The organism is Paradevosia shaoguanensis (assembly GCF_016801025.1).
Classification (GTDB): domain Bacteria; phylum Pseudomonadota; class Alphaproteobacteria; order Rhizobiales; family Devosiaceae; genus Paradevosia; species Paradevosia shaoguanensis.
Genome location: NZ_CP068983.1, coordinates 2,747,370 through 2,770,539, shown reverse-complemented (window position 1 = coordinate 2,770,539; position 23,170 = coordinate 2,747,370). Strand labels below are relative to the sequence as shown.

The window sequence follows — 23,170 nt, the reverse complement described above, 5'->3', positions numbered from 1 at the left end:
GGCCATAATCCCGAAACAAGGGAATGCTCCGGCCGGGAAAACGCGCATATCTGTCATAAGACGCCTCCCTGTAGCGTGAGCGAAGAAGAAGTTTGTAGCTGAGGGTTTTGGGTTTGGGAAGGGGGAAAGCGGGGGCGTGGGATGGCGAAATAGAGGGACTGGCTCCCCCTCCCAGCCTCCCCCGCAAGGGGGGAGGTGCTGACGGTGGATGTGGGACGCTCAGCGCTCAAGCAACTGGATCGAAACACCTCCCCCCTTGCGGGGGAGGCTGGGAGGGGGGTGAGCCACAAGCACATGCTCGCCCCCTACCCCCACGCCCCATCCCCTGCTATCTCTCCCATCCCCGCCACCGCAGCACGCTTATGTCCCCACGCCCCCACAACATCCCGCTCGGCATTCTGGCCGGTATCGGCGCCGGCGCCTTCTGGGGTGGCGTGTTCCTGTTGCCAAAGGTGCTGCCGGAGTTTTCCCCGTTCGAGCTGACGGTCGGGCGCTACCTTATCTATGGGCTGGTTTCCCTGGCGCTGCTCGCCCCGCAATGGCGGCGCATCCGGAGGGTGGTCACCAATGCCGACTGGCTGGCGCTCGTGCGCCTCTCGATGCTCGGCAACATCGTCTATTACGTGTTCCTGGTCGAAGCGATCCACCTGGGCGGCGTCGCCATCGCCTCGCTGATCGTGGGCCTGATCCCGGTCGTGGTGACCCTTGTCGGCTCGCGCGATCACGGCGCCATTTCGCTCAGGAGCCTCGTCGGCCCGCTGCTGGTCATTGCCGTGGGCATGGTGCTCATCAACTACGATCTCTTCGTCATCGAGCCGGGCGGGGGCGATCCCTGGCTCAAGCTGGTGGGCGTCCTCTGCGCCGTCGTGGCGCTCGGCTGCTGGTCGGCCTATGCGGTGGGCAACGCCCGCTGGCTGGGCAAGGTCCACGACATTTCGAGCCAGGATTGGTCGCTGCTGACCGGCCTCGTCACCGGCGCGCTGGCGGTGATCCTCGCCATACCCGTCTTCATGCTGTCGCCGCCCCATGACGGCTCGGCCTGGATGAACTTCTGGATCGGCAATGCCGTCATCGCCATCGGCGCCTCGGTCATTGCCAATGGCCTGTGGAACGCTGCGAGCCGCTTGCTGCCGCTCACGCTTTCCGGCCAGATGATCATCTTTGAAACCCTTTTCGCGCTGCTCTACGGTTTTCTCTTCGAACAGCGCTTCCCGCGGCCGCTCGAAATGCTGGCGATCGCGGCTCTCATTATCGGCGTGACCTGGTCGGCGCGGCTGCACCGGGGACATGTCGCCCAGCACCAATAAGAAGGCGAGGAGACCATGACTCAAGACGTGAACTGGACTGAACGACCCTACCACCGGCGCTGGCTCCTCGATCAGGCCAACAGCCTCTTCGACTTCTTCCAGCAGGCTTCGATCAACCCGTCCGGCGGCTTCTACGAGCTGACCGACGACGGCAAGCCGCAGACCTGGCTCAACGGGCTGCGCCAGATCCACGTCACCACGCGCATGGTCCACTGCTTCTCGGTCGGCAGCCTTCTCGGCCGCCCCGGCTCGGACGAGATCATCGACCATGGCCTCGCCTATATCTGGGACAAGCACCGCGACGCCGAGTTCGGCGGCTATATCTGGAGCCTGGACAATGCCGGGCCCAAGGACACCAGCAAGCAGGCCTATGGCAACGCCTTCGTGCTGTTGGCCGCCTCGAGCGCCAAGGTCGCCGGCCGCCCGATGGCCGACCAGATCCTTGCCGACATCACCGAAGTCATCAACACGCGCTTCTGGGAAGAAGCCAATGGCGCGGTGACCGAGGAGTTCAACCGCGACTGGTCCCCGATCAGCAATTACCGCGGCCAGAACTCGAACATGCACCTGACCGAAGCGCTGATGGCCGCCTTCGAGGCCACTGGCGACCGCGCTTATCTCGACAAGGCCGAGCGCATCGCCGACCTCATCATCAACCGCAATGCCCGCAAGCTCGGCTGGCGCGTGGCCGAGCACTTCGATTCCAACTGGGTGCTCGATGAAGGCTATCGCGGCGCCGACATGTTCCGCCCCGCCGGCACCACGCCTGGCCACTGGCTCGAATGGGCGCGGCTGACGCTCCAGCTCTGGGTTCTCGGCGGCAAGAAGATCGATTGGCTCAAGGAGGCCGCGCAGGGCCTCTTCAAGGCCTCGATCGACCTGGGCTGGGACCGCACGCGCGGCGGCTTCTATTATACCCTCGACTGGCAGAACCAGCCGGCGCTCAAGCAGAAGCTCTGGTGGCCGGTGAGCGAAGCCATCGGCGCCGCCGCCTTCCTCAAGGCCCATACGGGCGAAGCCTATTACGAGGAATGGTACCGCAAGCTCTGGGACTTCGCGGCCAACCACCTCGTCGACATCGACAAGGGCGGCTGGCATCCCGAACTGAGCGAAGACCTCAAGGTCGGCTCCAGTCTCTTCGAGGGCAAGCCGGACATCTACCACGCCCTGCAAGCCTGCCTCATCCCGCTCTTCCCGGCGGAAGGCAGCCTCACCAAGGGCATCAAGGATAGCGGCGGGCGGATTTAGACCCGAACTAGGGAGCCCGCGGCTTCCCCCTCCCTAGCCCTCCCCACAAGGGGGAGGGTGGGGTTTGTTGCTCGATCTAGCCAAAGACACCCACCCTCCCCCTTGTGGGGAGGGCTAGGGAGGGGAAGCCCCAAACACCGTCCGCGCGTGGTGGTCTCCCTCCCCCTTGCGGGGAGGGGACAGGGGTGGGGGTCGCATCCACAACCAAACTTCAGTTAACTCTCCATGCATCATACGCATGCCTCCCCTGCCGTCCGCCCCCTACCACTCTCCCCCCGGTCTGCCCCATTTATCACTCGTACAAGGAAGGACCCAAACAAATGACCATTCGCCAGAAACTCGCTCAGTTCGCCCAGTATCGCCAGACGATCCGTGAGCTCTCCGCTCTCGACAATCATCAGCTCAAGGATCTCGGCATCACCCGCGCCGACATCAAGAATATCGCTCGCGGCCCGGCGCTCTAACCAGCAGCCTCGCACCAGCGAAGACCGAACGAAGGCGCCCGCAAGGCGCCTTTTGTTTTGGGTGGATTGGAGACGCAGCTCACCCCGCCCCAACAACCCGAATTCTCTTCCTCGGCGAAAGCCGGGGCCCAGGATAGCCCCGCACCCACCGCACATCCCATCTGGCTCCCACCCTTCGCCGGAGAGGACACGTTGAGGTTTGGTGACGATGAGCGTGCCCTGCCGCAGGATTGCATGGCGCGCTGACAGCAAGCAGCGATATTGGGCCCAGCCCCCAAGCCTCGCCTCCAGCTCCACCCTGCCTCCGGAGCCGCGTTTCACCCCCGCTTAACCCTAGCCCCGCAATTCTCCCCATCGTCCGCCGCCGCAGGGCAAAATGCCTGCAGGAATTCCTCCGACGGGCAGGCGCATGTCTCTGGTCCACACTACCGACTCCGCGGTCCTTGCGGGCCGCGCCGCGGGTGCGGAATACATCCAGGCGCGCGCGGCCGCCTGGTTGCCCTTCATGGTGGCCGCCTGGATCTTTTCGGGCGGCATCATTCTCTTCGAGCCCTCGCTCTACGAATTCTTCTTCGTGCCGGTCTTCGGCCTCGCCATCCTCGCCGGCCTGCGCCTCTACCGCTCGACCCTGCCGCTTCTGGTGCTGACCCTCGTCATGGTGCCCTTCTCGCTGATCGCCGCGTTCCAGGTGGTCAATATCGAGATGTCGCAGGCCTTCATCTTCGCCATCGTCACGGTCTTCCTGCTGCTGACCACCTATTTCGCGGCCAACTACGTGGCGGTCGATACCCATCGGCGCATGCGCACCATCATCATCGCCTATGCCGCCATCGCCGTGCTCTCCAGCATCATCGGCGTCCTCGGCTATCTCCACCTCATCCCCGGCGGCGAGCTGTTCCTGCGCTATGGACGCGTCAAGGCGATGTTCAAGGACCCCAACGTCTTCGGGCCCTTCCTCATTCTCCCCGCCATCTTCGCGCTCCAGAAGGTGCTGCTCACGCGCAACCTCAAGCGGATGGCTACGGGTAGCGCGGTGTTCCTCATCGTCTTCGTGGGCGTCTTCGCCAGCTTCTCTCGCGCCGCCTGGGGCAATTTCGCCGCCTCCGCCCTGCTCTGCTTCCTGCTGGTCTTCCTTCTGGAGGCAGGCATTCGCGACAAGGTACGGCTGATCCTCCTCGGCCTCGCCGGTGGCGCCCTCCTCATCGTGGCGCTCGCCGGCATCATTTCCACCCCGGCCTTCAACGCCCTCTTCGAAACCCGTGCCAGCGTCACGCAGGATTACGATACCGGCGAAACCGGCCGCCTCGGCCGCCAGGGCTATGCCTTCGATCTGGCGCTCCAGCATCCCTGGGGCCTCGGCCCGATGGAATTCGGCACGCTCGAAATCTCCGAAGCGCCGCACAACAGCTACGTCACCGTGATCCATCATTACGGCTGGGGCGGCGGCCTCGCCTTCTACCTTCTCATCGGTCTCACGCTCTGGCGCGGCATCTGGGGCCTCCGCTTCAAGGCCACCCGCCTGCTGCTGATCCCGTTGCTATCGACTTATGTGCCGCTGGTGGTGGAAGCGGCCATCATCGATATCGATCACTGGCGTCATTTCTTCCTCATCATCGGGCTCATCTGGGGCGTCACCACGTTCAACGCCGCGGACAGGCCGCGTCCCGAGCGCGAGGCGGCGCTGATCTAGCCCGCTTGCGCCGCACGGGAAGTATTGATCCAATAGGGGGATAAGCGCGTTATCCTGCCGATCCTGCCTGGAACAAGTCTAGGACCGTTCAAGTGCCCGGTGCTCCGATCATTGAACTGCGCAATCTAGGCAAGCACTACGGCAACACCGTCGCGCTCAATGATATCAATCTCGATATCCTCGATAACGAGGCCTTCGCCCTGCTTGGCCCCAACGGCGCCGGCAAGACCACCCTCCTCCACATCCTCTGCTCGATACTGACGCCCGATACCGGCACCGCCATCATTGCCGGCTTCGATGTCGTCCGCCAGCCGCTCAAGGCCCGCAAGCACCTCGGCGTCGTCTTTCAGGAACCGAGCCTCGATGATCGCCTCACGGTCTACGAAAATCTTGATTTCCACTGCCTCATCTACCAGGTGCCTGCCCGCGAGCGAAAAGCGCGCATTGCCGACGTGCTCGACCTCGTCGAGCTCTCCGATTGGCGCGACCGGCTGGTCCGCACCCTCTCCTCGGGCATGAAGCGACGCCTCGAAATCGCCCGCGCCCTGGTCCACGATTCCCGCATCGTTTTCCTCGACGAGCCCACCGTCGGCCTCGACGTCCAGTCGCGCGCACGCATCTGGGATTACCTCAACGAGCTGCGCCAGCGCCGCCGGCTCACCCTCGTCGTTACCACCCACTACATCGAGGAAGTCGAGAACTGCGATCGCGCCTGCATCATCGATCAGGGCCAGGTCATGGCCATCGGCACGCCTACCAGCCTCAAGGCCGAATACGGCCACCGCTCGCTGCGCGTCATCCCCATCGATGACGGTGCGCGGCGCGAAATCCTCGCCGCCTATCCCGAAAGCATCCAGTACGGCGACGAAGTGGTGATCCCCGTCCCCGACGACCAGTTCGCCGGCGCCTTCCTTGCCCGCTACGGCAATCGCGTTGGCGAGTTCGTGCTCGATACGCCCAGCCTCGAACAGGTCTTCCTGGCTCTCACCGGCCGCGCCCTGCGCGACAAGGAGGCGTCCGGGCGCGAGCGCACCTATGCCTTCGGCCAGCGCGGCGGAGAACATACCCGATAGGAGAAGTGCCTTGCATCTGATCGGAGGGGTCTATGCCATCTGGCTGCGCGAGGTGAAGCGGGCGCTGCGCGACCGCGGGCAGCTCATCGGTGGCGTCAGCCGTCCCCTGCTTTGGGTGCTCATCATGGGCATCGGCCTCAACCCCTATTTCCGCGGCGAAATCTACGGCGAAGTTCGCTTTGTCGTGCCCTACACCTACCTGCAGTTCATCTTCCCGGCCGTCATCGTCCTCAACATCATGTACACCTCCGTGCAGTCGGCCGTGTCGGTGATCTGGGATCGCGAGTTCGGGTTCCTGCGTGAAGTCCTCGTGTCTCCCATGCCGCGCAGCCTCATCCTCTTCGGCAAGGTGCTGGGCGGCACCACCGTCTCGGTGCTTCACGGCTGCCTCGTCCTCGCCCTCGCCCGCTTCGCCGACGTCACCTTCTCATGGGAGCAGCTTTTCCAGGGTCTCGTGCTGATGACCCTGCTCTCCTTCGGCCTCGTGTCCCTCGGCGTCATCATCGCCAACCGCATCCGCAGCTTCGAGGGCTTCGGCGTCTTCTCCAACGCCATCATCCTGCCGCTCTACTTTACCTCAAGTTCGATCTTCCCGCTCGATCCGGCGCTGTCGCGGGCGCAGATGACGGTGATCTATCCCGAATGGCTCATCGTCCTCGTCACCTGGAACCCCATCACCTACGCGGTCGATGCCCTGCGCGGTGTGTTCCTCAACTTCAACCAGTTCAATCCCAGCCTCGGCCCCGCCATCATCGTTGCCATGGCCGTGGGCTTTTTCCTCATCGCCCTCTGGGAATTCCAGAGGAACTGAGCGGTGTCCGAGCGCGCCGACAATGACCGGCAGGAACAGGGCGGCTTCTTCCGCTCGCGGATGTGGCGCGACCTCGTCATCGTGGCCCTCACCATCGCCCCGATAGCGCTCGTTTACCTCCTCCCCACCGACACCTCCCTCGCCGAGGTCGAACGCCGCGGCCAGCTCACCGCCTGCGTGCCTACCGCCTATCCACCGCTCGTGATGCAGGGCGAGGACCGCGGCTTCGATATCGCCGTCCTCACCGAGATGACCAGGCGCCTGGGGGTCGGGCTGACGCTCAACGTCAACCCGGCCATCGGCCAGGATTTCAACCCGCGCAACTGGCGCATCAACCGCGCGCAATGCCAGATCCTGGCCGGCGGCGTCGTGGTCTCCGCCCAGACCCGTTCGTTCCTCGAAACCATCAGCACCGATATCGAAACCGGCTGGGCCGTCCTCTCGGCAGGTTCGGTCGATCTCCCTCGTGGCGCCAGGGTCGCCATCCTTCCCGGCGGCGGCGGCCTCGATCGCGTGGCCCTTTCCGCCTTGCTGCGCCAATACGGCGTCGCCGTCTCACTCGTACCCAATACCGCCGCGCTCGAGCAGGCCATTGCCAGCGGCACCGTCGCGGCGGGCATCACCGAAAGCCTCGGCGCCCGCGCCATTGCCGGCAACCATCCCGGCTGGACCGTCGCCTGGCTCCCCCCGCCCTCGGCGCGCTACCCGCTCGGCTACGGCCTCTGGAAGGGCGACCTCACGCTCAAGAAGCGCCTGCAATCCATTCTCGCCGACATGGAGCGCGACGGCTTCATCCGCGCGCTCGAAACCCGCTACGACATCCTGCCGATCCAGACCATCGCGCAACTGGGCACGGAGACGCCGCAGTGAATTTCCTCAACGACCTCTCCCTCTCCCAGATCATGACGCGGCTGGTGGGCTATCTCATCGTGGTCCTCGTCCACGGCTTCGCGCTGGCCGGCCTTGCCACCCTTTTCGGCGATCGCGACCCGGCCCATTCCGGCCGCCTCACGCTCAATCCCCTGCCCCATGTCTCGCTGCCCGGCCTCGTCGCCGCCATTCTCTTCCAACCCTCCTGGATGCGCCCGCTCCCCATCGAGGACCGCGCCCTGCGCGGCGGGCGGCTCGGTCTCGTCGTGCTCTACGTCACGAGCCTCGCCGTCGTGCTGGCCATCGTGCCGATCCTCACCCCCGTCCGCATCTGGCTCTCGACGCTCCTCACCGGCACCGCCGCCGTTTCCGTCCTCGGCACGATCGATGCCGCCCAGCGGCTTGGCCTGTGGTTCGTGCTGCTCAACGCCCTGCCGCTCCCCGGCCTCACCGGCTCGCTGCTCCTGCAAGCCGCCTATCCGCCGGTCATGCCGCAAGTCCGCCGACTCGAATTACCCGCCATGCTGATTTTTCTCGTCATCCTGGGAACCGGCGCGTTTCAGTCGGCGTTTAGCCCCCTGCAATCGAGCTTGGTTCGTCTCCTGATGAACTGAGCGCTTTGGCATAGGCTTTTGCCTTCCCGGCAGGGGCCGAAAAGTCTCACGCTATATGGCATTTTGGGAAAATCGAAGTTGACCGGAATGCAGCAAGGTCCGAGACTTAGAAGGCGAATAGATTTCCGGGCGGCACCAATGGGGCCGCGTTCACCTTGGTGTAGGAGGATATCTTGCCATTCCCCAACAAACTCATCGCAGGCCTGGCAGCGCTCGCCGCTGGCGTGACCCTGCATGGCGGTGCCGTCGCGGCTGACGGGCACTTCACCGCCGAGCAGGCCACGCGAGGGCAGACCCAATTCAATTCCAACTGTGGTTCCTGCCACGGCATGCAGCTCGAAGGCGGGGTTGGTCCCGCGCTCAAGGGCGTCGATTTCCTGGGCAACTGGGGCACTGCCGGCGGCATCTACGATTACTTCTCGGTCGCCATGCCCCCCACCGCACCCGGCAAGCTGGGTGAGGCGGTCTATGTCGATATTCTGGCCTATATTTTGAGCGCTAACGGCCTTGCCGCCGGCAGCGAGGAACTGACCGCCGATCCCACCGTGCTCGGCGCCATCAACCTCACCGAGGCTGCCGCCGCCAATGCCGGCGCCGCCGCTCCGGCGGCCGACGCCACCACCGAAACGGCCAATGCCGCGCCTGTGCCGCAGGCTTTCACCTGGGGCAAGTCGCTGCCGACCAAGCAAACTGATGGCACCATCAAGGATGTCGTCTCGGGCAGCGCCGCTGCCAATCCGTGACCGTGACGCCGGCGGATGGTCGCCGGCGCAATCGACGGCCTTCTCGGACCGCCGTGGCTAGAAACCATTTTGGGAGACCCCTGATGACACTCCGTCTGACGACCCTGCTGGCCTTTACCGCCCTGTCGGCGATGAGTCTGCCCGCATTCGCGCAGGATGCTGCCGCCACGCCTGCCGCGCCCCGTGCCTACAAGCCCGTGACCAACGACATGATCCTCAATCCACCGCCCGAGGAATGGATCAGTTGGCGCCGCACGGTCGACAACCAGGGCTATAGCCCGCTCGACCTCATCAACAAGGATACCGTCAAGAACCTCGAGCTCGCCTGGGCCTGGCCCATGGCGGCCGACGGCCAGCAGGAAGCCGCTCCGCTGGTGCATGACGGCATGATGTTCCTCTCGACCAACCAGAACATCATCCAGGCGCTGGACGCCAAGACCGGCGACCTCGTCTGGGAATACCGGCACGTCCTGCCGCAATTGCCGGCCTCCTGGGGCTACCAGCTCAACCAGGCCCGCCGCCAGAAGAACTCCATCGCGCTCTATGACGACAAGGTCATTGTCGCCACCGCCGATGCCAAGCTCGTGGCGCTCGATGCCGCCACCGGCAAGGTCGCCTGGGAAACGCAGGTCTACGACACCCAGAAGGGCTACAGCTATACCGTCGGCCCGCTGATCGTGAACGACAAGATCATCTCGGCCATTTCCGGCTGCTCGATCGCCGGCACCGCGGGTGGTTGCTTCATCGCCGCGCACGACGCCAAGACCGGCAAGGAGATCTGGCGCTTCAACACGATCGACGATCCCAAGAACCCCGAGCAGGAAGCCTCCTGGGGCGGTGTCCCGCCCGAAAACCGCTGGGGCGGCACGCCCTGGACCACGGGCTCCTACGATCCGCGCACCAACACCACCTTCTGGGGCGTGGGCATGCCCGGCCCCTATTCCCAGCTGATCCGCGGCTCGGGTGACGGCCCGGTGCTCTACACCAACAACACCCTGGCCCTCGATGCCGATACCGGCGAGCGCAAGTGGAACTTCTCCCACCTGCCCGCCGACAACTGGGACCTGGACAGCCCGTTCGAGCGTATCCTCGTCGACGAGGGTGAGGGCGACGCCGCCAAGCACCTCCTCGTGACCGTGCCCGGCAAGGACGGCATCGCCTTCGGTCTCGACCGCGATACCGGCAAATACCTGTGGTCGCGCGACACCGTCTACCAGAACGTCGTCAAGAGCATCGATGCCGAAGGCAAGGTAACGCTCAACAACGACCTCGTGCCGACCGCCGTCAACCAGGAAGTCTTCGTCTGCACGTCGGTCTCGGGCGGCAAGCTCTGGATGACCGGCGCCTATAGCCCGCGCACCAAGACCTACTACGTGCCGCTGGCCGAGGCCTGCAACACCGTGACCCCGACCGTCACCGAATTCACGGCCGGTAACGCCGTGGGTGCCACCAAGTTCGGCCCGCGCGTGCTGCCGCCCAACATCACCAATGGTGGTGTGGTGGAAGCCATCAACGTGGCCGATGGCGCCCGCAAGTGGCGTCATGAGCAGCGCCCGACCTTCACCTCCTCGCTCCTCGCCACCGGTGGTGGCCTGGTCTTCGGGGGTGACGCCGGCCGCTTCCTCATGGCCATGGATGAAGAGACGGGCGACGTTCTCTGGCAGACCCGCCTCAATGCTCCGATCGGCGGCTATCCGATGACCTACGAGATCGATGGCGAGCAATATCTCGCCGTGCCCACGGGCTTCTCCGCCCAGGCCGGCAGCTCCGCTTCGATGTTCCCGGAAATCCCGGTGCCGTCGGGCTCGGGCAACTCGCTCTTCGTGTTCAAGCTGCGCAACACCGCGCAGACGGCCAGCAAGTAAGCCGGCCGCCAGACTTTTATGGGAACGGGGGGCGCTGCCCCCCGTTTCAGTCTCAGTCCACAAGGTTCGCCATGTTCCCGCGCCTTCTCATCAGCGCCGTCCTCTTCTTCGCCACCTGCGCGGGCGCCCTCGCCCAGGGCGGCGGCCTGCCGCAGGAATTGCAGAACAACACGCGGCGCATGCAGGGCGACCAGATCACCTTCTGCCTCGATGAGCAGAGCGTGGGCGCCCCCTTCGATCACGCCGTCGGTATGGCCATCGCCTCGGCTTTACTCCTCAACGCCAAGTTCACCCGCGCGCCCTCCGGCTTCGGCCTCGATGCCCAGGGTTATTTCGATGAGTTGCAGATCGTCATGGCCAATGAATGCGACGTCCTCCTCGGCGTCTCGCTCCAGCCCAACTTCCCCTATCCCGAATGGGCCTCGCCCACCCGCGCCTACGCGCAGGTGCCGTTCGTGCTGGCGGTGACCGATCCGAGCTACAACAAGCTTTCCGATATCCCCAAGGACAAGACCCTGGGCACCGCCCTCGGCTCGATCGGCGAATACGCCTTCATCACCTACAACCAGCAATTGCCCGAGGCCGAGCGCTGGCGGCGCCTGCCCTACGCCGATGCCAAGCTGATGGTGCAGCGCCTCAAGGATGGCACGCTCGGCGGCATCATCCTCTGGGGTCCATCCCTCGGCCGCGCCGTCGGCGGCGATCCGGCCAAGGCCGGCATCCGCGTCATCGACACCGCCCCGGTGGCGCAATCCTTCGTGCTGGTGGGTGCGCTGGTATCCAGCCGCGACGCTTTCCTGCGCTCGCAGGTCGATAGCGCCATTTCCTCTCTCGCGGCCGATGGTACGATACAGCAATTGCTCGACCAGTTCGGCTACCAAGGCAAACCCGGCCCGCAATAGTCGCCGCACCAACATACAGACCAGAGGATAGAGATGGCCAAGGCGTTCTCGCTCTCAGACCTGCGCCATGAATGGCCGTCCCTGCTTGCCGCAATAGCCGGCCTTATCGCCTTCAATTTCGAGCATCAGATCATGGAGGCCGGCAGCGTCGCCTCCCTGCTCGCCGCCGCCGTGCTCATCGCCACCATCGTCATGGCCTCGGTCCGCGTCGCCCACCACGCCGAAATCCTCGCCGCCAAGGTCGGTGACCCCTACGGCACCATGATCCTGACCCTCTCGGCCGTCGCCGTCGAAGTGCTGGTGCTGGGCATATTGATGCTCAACGTCGCCTCGCCCACCCTCGTACGCGACACCATCTATTCGGCCGTGATGCTGGACGTGAACGGCATCCTCGGCCTCGCCGCCATCATTGGCGGCTACCGCTTCGGCGAGCAGCCCTATAACGACGATTCCGGCCGCACCTATGTGGTGATGATCCTCACCGCCATGGGCATTTCCATGATGGTCCCCGAATTCATCCCCGGCGACAAATGGCACTATTATTCGCTGTTCACCATCGGCGCGATGGCGGCGCTCTACGTCCTCTTCCTGCGCCAGCAGGTGGGCGTCCATTCCTATTTCTTCAGCTACGCCTATCCCAAGTCGCGAGGCGGCGAGAGCGAGCACGAGGATAGTCCCGCCGGCGCCTCGGTCGCACTCCTCATCGGCGGCGTCGTGCTCATCGGCCTGCTCGCCGAAGTCATGTCCGGATTGTTCAACAAGGGCCTCGAAGGCTCGGGTGCCCCGCCTGCCCTCGCCGCCGTGGTCGTCGCCTCGATCTCGGCCGCGCCCGAAATCCTCACCGCCCTGCGGGCAGCTCTGGCCAACCGCATGCAGGCGGTGATCAACATCGCGCTCGGCGCATCTTTATCGACCGTCATCCTCACGGTGCCGGTCATGGAGGCCATCGCGCTCTTTTCGGGTCAGCCCTTCGTCATGGCCATGACCCCGGTGCAGACCATCATGGTGCTCATCACGCTCATCGTGGCCGCCATCAATCTCTCCGATGGCGAGACCAACGCCATCGAAGGCATGACGCACTTCGTGCTCTTCGCCACCTTCGTGATGCTGACGTTCCTCGGCCTCTAGCCGGCCAGCAGTTCGGAGGGCGGCATCTGCACCGCCGCCTCGGGCGTGAAGAGGTCGATGACGATGCCGTTGGGGTCGCGGATCACGGCGTGAACCGCGTTCCCGAAGCCCCTTGCATCCTCGACGATCTCGACGCCTTCGGCATGAGCGGCATGCACGGCCGCGACCACGTCCTCGATCACGAAGGTGATGTAGGCGCCTTCGACGATCCCCCGCGCGCCGCGCGGCACGAACTCGCTGACCTCATCGATCAGCCCCAGTTCGAGCCGCGTCTCGCCCGGCAGGGAAAAGACCCGCAGCCAACCATGGGTTTCGGTCTCCACCATGCCGAATACCCGCTGGTAGAAAGCGGCGCTGTCGCTGAGATCCTTGCAGAGGATATTGAACCTGATGCGGTGCGTGACCGGCATGTTGCCCTCCTAATGGTGCGCGTGATGTTCGGCGTTGTGCTTGCGCGTGGCCGTCGCCTTCTTGGCTGAGGTCGAGCGCTGCGCTGCCGGCCTGCTGGCCGAAGCCTTGCCACCGATCTCGCCGCCGCTTTTGGCCGACACGTGCGTGTCCATCTCCTTGCGGCTCGCGCCGGATTTGCTGGCGCCGCCGCTCTCCTTGCTGGCGGTTGCCCAGGCGCGCAGCTCCGCTTCGTTCTCGGAAACGTCGCGCTTTCCATGGCCCTTCGCGATGTGATCGGCCTTCCGTTCCTGCTTGTCGGTATGATTGGATTTGTCGCCACGAGGCATGATGCTCTCCTGTTCAGGCTGGGGCGCGGCGCGGGCGGGTCAGAGGCTCGTCTGCCAATTCGTTGGCCAGGACAGGAAACCGGCAAAATTGCCCTGTTCCTCTTCTCCGCCGTGGCCGGTTGACGCGCGCCGCCAGGCTATAGAAACCGACCGGCCCATCGCATGGTTCCCGCCATCCGCAACGGAACCGCAGCCCCGCTTCCGGGGTTGTTGGCGTAGTTGCGGAGAAGACGATGAGCGACGATCCCCATTCCGACGATTCCGTCTGGCGAGACCCTGAATTCGAGCAGGCCGTCCGCGATACGGCCTACTTCATGTGGGAGCAGGATGGGCGTCCGGCGGGCCGTGAAAAGGATTACTGGTTCCGCGCCATGGAGCAGCACCTGCGCATGCGCCGCAATGAGAAGGAACTGCGCGACGGCATGCAATGACCGCCGCAGGGTTGGCATTTTAGTGCCCAGCCCGTAATGGTTCGCGGGACCATTCCGCGCCGAGAACCCGATGCCCCAGGACACGTCGCACCGCGACCCGATCCACATTGCCCTGACGTTCGATGACCGCTACTGGGCTCCGGCCTATGCGACCATGCGCTCGATCTGCATCGTCTCGCGCCGCCGCGCCAATATCGTCTTCCACCTCATGCATATGGGCCTGGGCGAGGATCACCGGCAGGCGCTGACAGCCATCACCGCCGAATACGGCGCCGCGCTCGAATTCTACGATCTCGAAAGCGACGGCGCCCTCATGGACCGCGTGCGGCAATTGCCGCCCGTCAAGCACCGGCACCTCAATTTCAGCCCCATGGTCTATATCCGCCTCTTCCTCACGGACATCGTGCCCGGGACGGTGGAGCGGCTGATCTACATCGACTGCGACATGATGGTCCGCGCGCCCATCGAGGCGCTCTACGATCTCGACCTCGGCGATTACCCGATCGCCGCCGTCCTCGACCCCTACGGCACCGGCTTCCAGACCGGGCGCGATTTCCGGCCCAAGCCCTATTACGACACCACCGAGCCCTTCTTTAACGCCGGCCTCATGGTCATCGACACCCGGCGCCTCGCCGCGATCGATCCTGTGGCCACGGCAAAGGCTCGGCTCTCGGCAGAGGAATTCGCCTCGGTCTACTACGACCAGGACATCCTCAACATCGCACTGCGCAACAACTGGCTCGTTCTTGAGCCCATGTGGAACCTCCAGAACCCCACGCCCTCGCACGAGGCGCTCGATCCGCGGGTCGTCCACTATACCGGCACCAACAAGCCGTGGCTGCTCTTCGGCGAGACCGCCTTCAAGCGCAATTACCGTCACATCATGACGAACGATTATTTCTACCTGTTCCTTCGCGAACGCATCGCCGCGCGCCTGCCCTGGCTGGGGCCCTTCCTCAAATTGAAACGGCCCGCCCCGGTTGCGACCGGGACGGGCCGGGAACTTCCCCGCTCCGCGCCTTAATGCCCTGCGGGCTTGGGCGGCAGCCAGCGTCCGAGCATCACCTCGATGATCTCGATGATCGCGTAGACGCCCAGGCCCAGGAACGAGAGAGCGAAGAGCGCGGCGAAGGCCAGCGGCGTATTGAGCTGCGAGGTGGCCGAGAGCAGCAGGTAGCCCAGCCCGCTCGAAGCGCCCATGAACTCGCCGATCACCGCGCCGATCACCGCCAGCGTGATGGCGACCTTGGCGCCCGTCAGCACGAACGGCAGCGCCGCCGGGAACTGCACCTTGTAGAACACCTGCCAGGGCGAGGCCTTGAGGCTGCGCGCCAGCTCGATCAGCTCACGCGGCGTTGCGCGCAGGCCCGCTGCCGTATCGATGATGATCGGGAAGAACGCCACCAGCCAGACGATGGCGAGCTTGGATTCCAGCCCCGTGCCCAGCCACACCAGCACGATCGGCGCCAGCGCCACTTTGGGCACCGATTGCAGGCCGACCAGCAGCGGATAGAACATCAGGTTGAGCGCGCGCGAATTGGCGATGGCCACCGCCAGCGGAATGCCGACGACGAGCGCCAGCAGGAATCCGAGCACGGTCTCCTGTAGGGTCACCCAGCCTTCCTTGAGCAGCAACGGGAACCATTTGACGAACGCCACGGCCACGTCTTCGGGCGGCGGCAGCACGGCCGGCGACACCTTGAAGATGTGGCAGGCAGCCGACCAGAGGGCGAGGATGATGACGACGCCGAGGAGAGGATAGGCGATGCGCGAAAAGGTGTCGTTCATGGTCAGTGTCCCAGCAGGCCCAGCGCTTCGCTGGCGCGGCGTTCGGCCTCGGTGAATTCGGGGGTGAAGCGCGTGGCCTGGCTGCGGGTGCCCGGCAGCGACACGTTGAACTCGAGATGCACGCGGGCCGGCCGGCGCGAGAACACCACGACCTTGTCCGACAGATAGATCGCTTCCGAGATCGAGTGCGTCACGAACAGCACCGAGGCCTTGGTCTCGTCCTTCACCTTGAGCAGCAGATCGTTCATCTCCAGCCGGGTGAATTCGTCGAGCGCGCCGAACGGCTCGTCCATGAGCAGCAGCCGGGGTTTGTGGATGAGCGCGCGGCAGAGCGAAACGCGCTGCTGCATGCCGCCCGAAAGCTCATGCGGGCGCGAATTGGCGAAGGAGGAGAGCCCGGTCAGCGCCAGCAGCTCGTCGGCGCGCTTGAGCGCCTGCGCATCCTTGCGCCCGAGGATTTCCATCGGAAACAGCACGTTTTCGCGCACGGTGCGCCAGGGCATGAGGCTGGGCTGCTGGAATACGAACCCATAGTCCGAATACGGGCCGGTCACTTCCTTGCCGGCCACCGTCACCGATCCCGAAGTCTTGGGGATCAGGCCCGAGACGATCTTGAGCAGGGTGGTTTTGCCGCACCCGCTTGGGCCCAGCAGAGCGACGAACTCGCCTTCATCGAAGGTCAGGTTCGCCTCGTCCAGAGCAACGACTTCGCGGCCGGAGCCGCCGAAGACTTTCCGGACATTGGTAATTTCAACAAAGGCCATCATACCCCTTTCGGCCGGAACTGCAGCAAAGCAGGCGCGAAAAGGGGCGCCGAAGCTGCTAGATCAGCTTGCATGTCTCCTGAAATATCTTATGATGTTCTTATGGTCAACAAGACCTCAGAGACCTTTCCGTCGGGGGCACGCACCTGCGAGGAAAAAGGGAGAAAACACATGCTGCGTAAATTCGTCGGGGTGCTCGCCGCACTCTCCGGCCTGGCCGCCACGCCGGTCCTCGCCGACAATACCAAAGTCACCTTCATGCTCGATTTCATCAGCCTGGGGCGTCACGCTCCCTGGTATGTCGCGCTGGACAAGGGCTATTTCGCCGAAGAGGGCCTGGACGTCGAGATCCTTCCGTCCAAGGGCACCGCTGACGCCATCCGCGGCGTCGTGACCGGCCTCGCGCCCATCGGCTTCATCGACGTGCCGAGCCTGGTGGCTTCGGGCGCCGCCGGCGGCGACATCAAGATCGTGGCTGGCGCCTATGTCGAGGCTCCCTACTGCGTCTATTCGCTCAATCCGGGCGCCAACGTCACCGAACCCAAGCAGCTCGAAGGCCTCAAGTTCGGCTCGTCCTCGGCCTCCTTCCTGCCCCAGATCTGGCGCGCCATCATGAACATGAATGGCCTGGACGCCTCCAAGCTCGAAATCGTCAACGTCGACGCCTCGGCCCGCGTGCCGATGCTCGCCGCCGGCCAGATCGAAGGCGTCGACCAGTTCCTGATGTCCGGCCCGGCCATCAAGCGCGCCGCGCCCGACAAGCAGCCGGTCTGCCTCTTCGCGCCCGACCTCGGCCTCGACATCTACTCGAACTCGATCGGGGTGAATAAGACCTTCCTCGAGTCCAATCCCGACGCCGTCAAGGGCTTCGTCCGCGCCGCCATGAAGGGCTGGCAGTACACGATGGCCCATCGCGACGAGGCCACCGAGATCATGGTCAAGCACGTCGAGTCGCTCGATCCGGCCATCGTCCGCGAGGAAATCGACCTCCTCGAAAAGATCGCCATCAACGACGACGTCAAGGCCAACGGCTTCGGCCACATCCTCCCCGAGAAGATGGCCGCTACCTTCGACTTCATGAACAACAACGTCGAAATCTACGGCGACAAGCTCAAGGTCGAAGACATCTACGTGCCGGGCTTCCTGCCCGAGCCGGGTATCCTTCCGGAAGCGAACTAAGGGTTCCGACCGACACCACGACGCCGCCCTCCGGGGCGGCGTTTCTGTTTTGGGCAAACCGGGACGAGCCTGTGGCTCACCCCCTCCCTAGCCCTCCCCACAAGGGGGAGGGTGGGGTTTGTTGCTCGATCTGGGCCAAAGACACCCCCCTCCCCCTTGTGGGGAGGGTTAGGGAGGGGGAAGGCTCAAGGCTCCGCACTTTTGAGCAACGGCGTCGCCCACGAGCGCCATGCCTCTCGCCACCCCCACCGCACTTCCCCGGGCGAAGACCCGGGGCCTACGGATCCCTCCACTCACACTGCCCGGTGCAATAGCCCCGACTCTCCGGCCCGAGTTGTTCCGTGGCTGAGACACGAAACAAGCCAGCACGTCTCCCTCCCCCTTGCGGGGAGGGGACAGGGGTGGGGGTAAGCCCCAACCTCAGCACCCCTGGCTCACCCCCTCCCTAGCCCTTCCCACAAGGGGAGGGTGGGGTTTGTTGCTCGATCTGGCCAAGGACACCCACCCTCCCCCTTGTGGGGAGGGCCAGGGAGGGGGAAGGCCACAAGCTCATTGCCCCAAATAAAAATGCCGCCCCCTCTCGGGGACGGCACGTTTCTCCTCCGCGGCATTGCTGCCTCAGGCGGGTTTCACCACGCTCTTGAACTCGACCAGGATATTGGCGTAGCGCGCGGTGCCGACATTCTCGAGCTCGTGCGGCATGCCCGGCTCGCGCCAGAGCGCTTCGCCCGGCTTCTCGGCCGTCGGCTTGAGGCGCCCGTCCGCGAAGCGCATGACATTGTCGCCCTCGGTCAACGGCACGACCAGATACGGCAGGTCATGCTGATGCCACGCCTGGATTTCCCCCGGCTGCAGCTCCAGCTTCCAGACGCGGATCGTGTCGTTCTCGAAGATGACTTCGTCACCGATCGTACCGAGCTTGGTGCCTTCCGGCATTCCCGTTTCGGACATGCTCACTCCTTGGATTTGAGGCGCGCCTGCAGCGCTGCCGGGTTGGTCTGGAAATAGCGTTGCCGGCGCTCCGGCGCGTAGGCTGCAAGCTGGGTGTACGGCTCGACCAACCCCATGGGGAAGGGCCAGTCGGAGCCGAACACCACACGCTCGCCCCCAAACGTCGCCTCGGCATGGATAGAAGCGGCTTCGCTGTGACAGATGCAATCGACATAGATGCCGGGGATGACCTTGGAGGGTGCGGCCCTGGAGGTATCCACCCCCGGCCGCGCCGTATCGAAGCCGCGCTCGAACCGCCCCGCCACCATCGGCAGCAGGCCCCCGCCATGGGCGAAGCACGGCATGATGTTGGGATAGCGCTCGAGCACGCCGGCAAAGATCAGGTGACCCAGCGCCACCGTGCTCTCATAAGGATTGCCGAGGAGATTGGTCAGATAGAACGACTTGAGCCGTCCGTCCCCGCATTCGCCCGGATGGAAGAACACGAACGCCCCGGCGGCATCGAGCACCTGCCAGAGCGGCTCGAACTCGGCCATGCCAAGCGTACGCTCGTCGCCGGTCCCGGCGGGCATGGCAAAGAGGTTGTGGCCCCTGGCCGTGTAATCGCGCGCGATGGCGATCGCGATTTCCGGGTCCTCGGTCGGCAGGTGCACCAGTGCGCTCAGCGTCCCGTCAGACTCCGCCGCAATCGCGTCCAGCCCGTCATTGATATAGGCGGCCCAGGCCCGCGCCTCGTCTCCGCGAAGCTGCTGCCTGTAGAGCGGCGGCGGAGCCGAGATGAAGGCATGCTCCACCTTGTTCTCGCCCATCCACTTCTTGAGCGCCTCGGGCTTGAAGATCGGCTTCATGCCGACCTTGTGCCCGTCGATGATCATGGCCTCGCCATCCCAGCTCACGCCCTCGATGGCCGCGAGCCGGTCTTCCACCACCGGGATCAGATGCGCATGAACGTCGAGCAGAATACCTTCGGTCATCACTTCCGTCCGATAATGGTCTTGTAGAGGCCTTCGATGTCAGCGCTGGCCATGGGCAGGATCGCCGCCACATGGTCGTCCGGGCGCAGCAGCACCACGACGTCTTCGCCCAGCCCCAGCTTGTCGCGCACTTTGTTCCCAATATCGAGCAACGCGCGATCGCGAAAACCGGAATCCAGCGGCGCGTCCCAGCGCGAAACCACATAGCTCTTGAGCCCCGGCAGCGTGTCCGCCGGAATGTCCGGGCGACGGCGCACATCGGTGAAGTAGAGCGCCGCAAAGCTGTCGTCGCAAAGGTCGTGGAGGTAAGTCCGCCCACCCTGCCCGTCGAACACCGGCATGTCGGCGATACGATCGCCGACGCGCAGGTTGGTGCGCTCGGTCTTGACGATCGACCAGTCCCCGGCGCCTTCGGCATCCACCTTCACGCCCAGGAGCGAGCGGGTCATGGCATTGGCCCAGTCGGTACCCGACATGGCCTTGGCCTCGCCAGTCTCCCCGCCCATGAGTTTTCGCGCGGCTTCGGCCATTTCGCCCGAGCCGTGCGCGGCCAGCGGCTGCTGCTCGCGCTCATAGCCGTTGAGCAGGCTGTCGTCGGCCCAGCCGCGCAGCACCCATGCCAGGCGCCACGGCAGGTTGATGGCGTCGAGCACGCCGGTATTGAGCCCCAGCGCCCACATCGGGGTGATGAGGTGGGCGGCGTCGCCCATCAGGAACACGCGGTCATTGCGCCACTTGGAGGCAATGCGGTGATGCACGCGATAGATGACGGTGTTGAGCACTTCGAGCGAAGTCACGTCGCCCACGAAGTGGCGCACCTTGGCTTCCAATTCCTCGCGCGTGGCCTCTTCGGCCCCCGGCGCCAGCGGGAACAGGAACCGCCAGCAATGGGGCTGGCGCACCAGGATCATCCACTCCGCCGGATCGGCGAAATAGGCCAGGTACGGGTAGTCACGCGGATTGGCCTTGTCGAGATCGACCTTGATGTCGACCAGCATGTAGCGCACGTCCAGCGACACGCCCTCGACCTCGATCCCCAGCTGCGTGCGCACCGTCGAACGGCCGCCATCGCAGGCGAGGAGGTAAGATCCCTCGACTTCCTTGATACCCTCGGGCGTCTCGAAGCGGGCGACGACGCCGTCCTCGTTCTGGGTAAAATCGATGAGCTTGTGGCGCAGGTTCACCCAGCCTTCCGGCAGGTCTTCCAGCCCCTGCGCCAAAATCGGCTCCAGGTGATGCTGGGGAATGTTGAGCACGAACGGAAAGCGCGTCTCGTCAAAGAGATTCTCGGTCATCACCGATGCGCGACGCTGGTTGGTTGCGCGCTCGATCTCGCCGATCTCGTCCAGCCGCAGGGCCTTTGAGAGCACGGCCTTGTCCACGCCATAGCGCCGGAAGGCTTCCACCGTGCGCGTCAGGATCGTGCCGGCCTTGGTGTCGGACGAGAAGGCATTGTCTTCCTCGAACGAGCGGAATTCGATGCCGTAGAATTTGAGCGCCAGCGCGGTCATCAGACCCACCGGACCCGCCCCGACAACCAGAACTGGCTTCATGGCTTTCCTCTAGAGAGTTTTATTCTTCATTACGTGTGTAGGCCATGTCGCGGCTCAGCACCGACGCGCTCATCGTCGCGGCGTCCGAGAGCAGGAACATGAGCGGCCCCACCACGTCTTCGGGCGAACCGACGCCCAGCGTGTTCTTCCAGCTGTCGCCTTCCGCGCCCGGATTGGCGTTGCGGTATTGCGGAGTGTCGATGACGCCCGGCCAGATCACGTTGACCTTGACCCGGTGCTCGGCCACTTCCTTGCCGGCGCTCTTGAGGAAGGCGATGAGGCCCGCCTTGGTCGCCGCATAGGCCGAGGCCTTGGCCCAGCCCTGATGGGCGAGACCGGAAGAGAAGGCCACGATGGAGCCGCGGCGGCGATCGATCATGCCGCCGATGGCCGCCTGGTAGCACCAGACCACGCCATTGAGGTTGACCCCGATGACCTTCTCCCATTCGGAAGGGTCCATCTCGTGGATATTGGTGCGCGGCTGGATCGCGGCGCCGCAGACGAGCCCGTCGATATGTCCGAACTCGGTTTCGATGCCCTCGAAGGTCGAGAACACCGCCGCGCGGTCGGAGACGTCGAGCTTGCGGGTGGCAATGGCGGGCGCTTCGGCCCGAAGGCTCGCCATCGCGTCTTCATTCATGTCGCAGACCACGACCTGCGCACCGGCCTTGGAGGCCGTCAGCGCCAGGGCCCGTCCGATGCCGTTGGCCCCGCCGGTAATGACGATCACATCGCCTGTGGCATCGAACGTTGCTTTCATTTGGTCTCGCTCATCGAAGGGATATCGGTCGTTCCGTGAAGGTCGGCCTCGACCACGCGGTTGCGCAACTGGCCCAGCCCCGTGCCCGAAACGACCATCTCGTCGCCCGGTTTCAGGAAAATCGCCGGTTCGCGCGCATTGCCGATGCCCGAAGGCGTGCCGGTGATGATGATGTCGCCCGGCTCCAGCGTCATGCCGAACGAGAGTTCGGCCACCAGCTCGGCAATCGGGAACGCCATCTGCTTGAGCTTGGCGCTCTGCATGGTCTGGCCGTTAAGGGTCAGCTCCAGCGTGATCTCGGGCACGTCCAGTTCATCGCCGGTGACGATGAAGGGGCCGATCGGCATGGTCTTGTCGATGCTCTTGCCCTTGAGCCACTGCCCGCCATGGCGGCGCTGCAGGTCGCGCTGCGACACGTCGTTGGCGAGGAAATAGCCGAACACATAGTCCAGCGCCTCGGCCTTGGAGACGGAGCGGCAACGCTTGCCGATGACGATGCCGACTTCGGCCTCGTAGTCCCATTTGGCCGAGATATGCGGGTCCAGCCCGATCTCGTCGCAGGGGCCGATCACCGTGTTCGGGCCCTTGGTGAAGAACGTCGGCGCCTTGGGCTTGTCGACGTCCTGTCCCTCGCGCTTGCCGCGGCTTTCTTCAAAATGGTCCCAGTAGTTCCAGCCGGTGCAGAGCACGTCGCGGCTGAAACGCTGGATCGGTGCCATCAGCTTGGCATCGGCCAAGGGAATCGTGTCGAGCGGCGAGGCTTTCACCAGCCGCTCGATTTCGGCCTTGCCCCGCCCGATGAGGGTGACCATGTCACCCTCCTGGGCCGGCAGCAGACGGATCAGTTCGCCTTCGACCAAGCCGACGCGCGGCGAGCCGGAGACATTGACGGTAGCAAGACGCATCTTTTCTTCTTAGCCGTTCGGCAGCACCGCAATGGCGCTGATCTCGATGAGGTATTCGTGGCTGACCATCTTGGCGACCTCGACCATGGTCGAAGCCGGGACCGGCGCCTTGAAGTACTCGGCGCGGACCTTGTGGATGATCGGGAAGTGCTCGATGTTGCGGACATAGACGTCCACGCGAACGATGTCCTCGAGCCCGCCGCCGGCAGCCTCGGCCGCCGCCTTGAGGTTCTCGCAGACCTGACGGGTCTGGGCTTCCACATCGCCGATACCGGCAATGGTGCCATCGGCCTTGCGAGCCGTCATACCCGAGATGAAGACCAGCTTGCCCTTCGCTTCGATCGTGGTCGCCTGCGAGAAGTGACCATTCGGCTTTGCGAGCTTGTCGCTGGTAATCTGCTCTTTCATTTTGC

Annotated in this window: 25 protein-coding genes; 15 read left to right on the top strand and 10 right to left on the bottom strand. The window is 64.5% G+C overall.

All coding sequences use genetic code 11. The features are described from left to right. Positions 1 to 362: 362 nt before the first annotated feature. The 12 genes from JNE37_RS13135 (at position 363) to JNE37_RS13080 (ending at position 12,715) form a co-directional block, all read left to right on the top strand. Entirely contained in the window at positions 363 to 1,307 is a 945-nt protein-coding gene (locus JNE37_RS13135) for a DMT family transporter (RefSeq protein ID WP_052152218.1), read from the top strand. Between the two features lie 15 nt (positions 1,308 to 1,322). Continuing rightward, positions 1,323 to 2,555 (top strand): AGE family epimerase/isomerase, encoded by a 1,233-nt coding sequence (locus JNE37_RS13130; RefSeq protein ID WP_203063200.1) that lies wholly within the window; start codon positions 1,323 to 1,325, stop codon positions 2,553 to 2,555. Between the two features lie 320 nt (positions 2,556 to 2,875). Then, a complete protein-coding gene (locus tag JNE37_RS13125; protein WP_081840619.1) occupies positions 2,876 to 3,019 on the top strand; it encodes a DUF1127 domain-containing protein in 144 nt (47 codons plus the stop codon). A gap of 409 nt (positions 3,020 to 3,428) precedes the next feature. Next, entirely contained in the window at positions 3,429 to 4,709 is a 1,281-nt protein-coding gene (locus tag JNE37_RS13120; RefSeq protein ID WP_203063198.1) for an O-antigen ligase family protein, read from the top strand. A 92-nt stretch (positions 4,710 to 4,801) separates the two neighbouring features. Next, positions 4,802 to 5,782 (top strand): ABC transporter ATP-binding protein, encoded by a 981-nt coding sequence (locus JNE37_RS13115; RefSeq protein WP_203063197.1) that lies wholly within the window; start codon positions 4,802 to 4,804, stop codon positions 5,780 to 5,782. 10 nt (positions 5,783 to 5,792) lie between these two features. After that, positions 5,793 to 6,593: an ABC transporter permease gene (locus tag JNE37_RS13110; RefSeq protein ID WP_035034495.1), complete on the top strand. Its 801-nt coding sequence runs from the start codon at positions 5,793 to 5,795 to the stop codon at positions 6,591 to 6,593. Between the two features lie 3 nt (positions 6,594 to 6,596). Then, positions 6,597 to 7,463, top strand: coding sequence for a substrate-binding periplasmic protein (locus tag JNE37_RS13105; RefSeq protein WP_203063195.1), 867 nt, complete (start codon positions 6,597 to 6,599; stop codon positions 7,461 to 7,463). Beyond that, complete coding sequence (locus JNE37_RS13100; protein WP_203063193.1) at positions 7,460 to 8,077, top strand: zinc metalloprotease; 618 nt, start codon at positions 7,460 to 7,462, stop codon at positions 8,075 to 8,077. Before JNE37_RS13105 ends, JNE37_RS13100 begins: the two co-directional genes overlap by 4 nt. A 173-nt stretch (positions 8,078 to 8,250) precedes the next feature. Continuing rightward, entirely contained in the window at positions 8,251 to 8,820 is a 570-nt protein-coding gene (locus JNE37_RS13095) for a c-type cytochrome (protein WP_052015395.1), read from the top strand. Positions 8,821 to 8,903: 83 nt separating this feature from the next. Further along, positions 8,904 to 10,685 carry a pyrroloquinoline quinone-dependent dehydrogenase gene (locus tag JNE37_RS13090; RefSeq protein ID WP_246513248.1) on the top strand — a complete coding sequence of 594 codons (1,782 nt, stop codon included), beginning with the start codon at positions 8,904 to 8,906 and terminating at the stop codon, positions 10,683 to 10,685. A gap of 71 nt (positions 10,686 to 10,756) precedes the next feature. Further along, positions 10,757 to 11,587 (top strand): type 2 periplasmic-binding domain-containing protein, encoded by an 831-nt coding sequence (locus tag JNE37_RS13085; RefSeq protein ID WP_203063190.1) that lies wholly within the window; start codon positions 10,757 to 10,759, stop codon positions 11,585 to 11,587. Between the two features lie 33 nt (positions 11,588 to 11,620). Beyond that, positions 11,621 to 12,715, top strand: coding sequence for a calcium:cation antiporter (locus tag JNE37_RS13080; RefSeq protein ID WP_035034506.1), 1,095 nt, complete (start codon positions 11,621 to 11,623; stop codon positions 12,713 to 12,715). Here the strand turns inward: JNE37_RS13080 and JNE37_RS13075 are convergent. Both JNE37_RS13075 and JNE37_RS13070 read right to left on the bottom strand, forming a co-directional pair. After that, a complete protein-coding gene (locus JNE37_RS13075; protein ID WP_035034509.1) occupies positions 12,712 to 13,125 on the bottom strand; it encodes a VOC family protein in 414 nt (137 codons plus the stop codon). The genes JNE37_RS13080 and JNE37_RS13075 overlap by 4 nt on opposite strands. Before the next feature lie 9 nt (positions 13,126 to 13,134). After that, positions 13,135 to 13,452 carry a plasmid stabilization protein gene (locus JNE37_RS13070; protein WP_203063188.1) on the bottom strand — a complete coding sequence of 106 codons (318 nt, stop codon included), beginning with the start codon at positions 13,450 to 13,452 and terminating at the stop codon, positions 13,135 to 13,137. Between the two features lie 233 nt (positions 13,453 to 13,685). On the opposite strand from JNE37_RS13070, the gene JNE37_RS13065 reads away from it, so the two are divergent. Further along, positions 13,686 to 13,883, top strand: coding sequence for a DUF2934 domain-containing protein (locus tag JNE37_RS13065; RefSeq protein WP_035034512.1), 198 nt, complete (start codon positions 13,686 to 13,688; stop codon positions 13,881 to 13,883). Positions 13,884 to 13,953: 70 nt separating this feature from the next. After that, positions 13,954 to 14,907, top strand: coding sequence for a glycosyltransferase family 8 protein (locus JNE37_RS13060; RefSeq protein WP_203063186.1), 954 nt, complete (start codon positions 13,954 to 13,956; stop codon positions 14,905 to 14,907). Here the strand turns inward: JNE37_RS13060 and JNE37_RS13055 are convergent. Together JNE37_RS13055 and JNE37_RS13050 are read right to left on the bottom strand one after the other, a co-directional pair. Next, positions 14,904 to 15,671, bottom strand: a complete 768-nt coding sequence (locus tag JNE37_RS13055; protein ID WP_035034514.1) for an ABC transporter permease — start codon at positions 15,669 to 15,671, stop codon at positions 14,904 to 14,906. The two genes, JNE37_RS13060 and JNE37_RS13055, sit on opposite strands and share 4 nt — an antisense overlap. Positions 15,672 to 15,673: 2 nt before the next feature. Continuing rightward, positions 15,674 to 16,438 (bottom strand): ABC transporter ATP-binding protein, encoded by a 765-nt coding sequence (locus tag JNE37_RS13050; protein ID WP_035034515.1) that lies wholly within the window; start codon positions 16,436 to 16,438, stop codon positions 15,674 to 15,676. A 168-nt stretch (positions 16,439 to 16,606) separates the two neighbouring features. Here JNE37_RS13050 and JNE37_RS13045 point away from each other — a divergent pair, with 168 nt between their 5' ends. After that, positions 16,607 to 17,614: an ABC transporter substrate-binding protein gene (locus JNE37_RS13045; protein WP_035034516.1), complete on the top strand. Its 1,008-nt coding sequence runs from the start codon at positions 16,607 to 16,609 to the stop codon at positions 17,612 to 17,614. A gap of 618 nt (positions 17,615 to 18,232) precedes the next feature. Here the strand turns inward: JNE37_RS13045 and JNE37_RS13040 are convergent. The 6 genes from JNE37_RS13040 to JNE37_RS13015 are packed head-to-tail and all read right to left on the bottom strand — an operon-like array spanning position 18,233 to position 23,165. Further along, positions 18,233 to 18,565, bottom strand: a complete 333-nt coding sequence (locus JNE37_RS13040; RefSeq protein WP_203063185.1) for a cupin domain-containing protein — start codon at positions 18,563 to 18,565, stop codon at positions 18,233 to 18,235. 2 nt (positions 18,566 to 18,567) lie between these two features. Further along, positions 18,568 to 19,539 carry an amidohydrolase family protein gene (locus JNE37_RS13035; RefSeq protein ID WP_203063184.1) on the bottom strand — a complete coding sequence of 324 codons (972 nt, stop codon included), beginning with the start codon at positions 19,537 to 19,539 and terminating at the stop codon, positions 18,568 to 18,570. Then, a complete protein-coding gene (locus JNE37_RS13030; protein ID WP_203063183.1) occupies positions 19,539 to 21,092 on the bottom strand; it encodes an FAD-dependent monooxygenase in 1,554 nt (517 codons plus the stop codon). The genes JNE37_RS13035 and JNE37_RS13030 overlap by 1 nt, the downstream gene beginning before the upstream one ends. A 19-nt stretch (positions 21,093 to 21,111) precedes the next feature. After that, positions 21,112 to 21,852: an SDR family NAD(P)-dependent oxidoreductase gene (locus JNE37_RS13025; protein WP_203063182.1), complete on the bottom strand. Its 741-nt coding sequence runs from the start codon at positions 21,850 to 21,852 to the stop codon at positions 21,112 to 21,114. Further along, positions 21,849 to 22,757, bottom strand: coding sequence for a fumarylacetoacetate hydrolase family protein (locus JNE37_RS13020; protein ID WP_203063181.1), 909 nt, complete (start codon positions 22,755 to 22,757; stop codon positions 21,849 to 21,851). The genes JNE37_RS13025 and JNE37_RS13020 overlap by 4 nt, the downstream gene beginning before the upstream one ends. 9 nt (positions 22,758 to 22,766) lie before the next feature. Further along, the gene (locus tag JNE37_RS13015) at positions 22,767 to 23,165 is read right to left on the bottom strand and encodes a RidA family protein (protein WP_035034526.1); all 399 of its coding nucleotides are present in this window, start codon (positions 23,163 to 23,165) and stop codon (positions 22,767 to 22,769) included. Positions 23,166 to 23,170 lie beyond the last annotated feature (5 nt).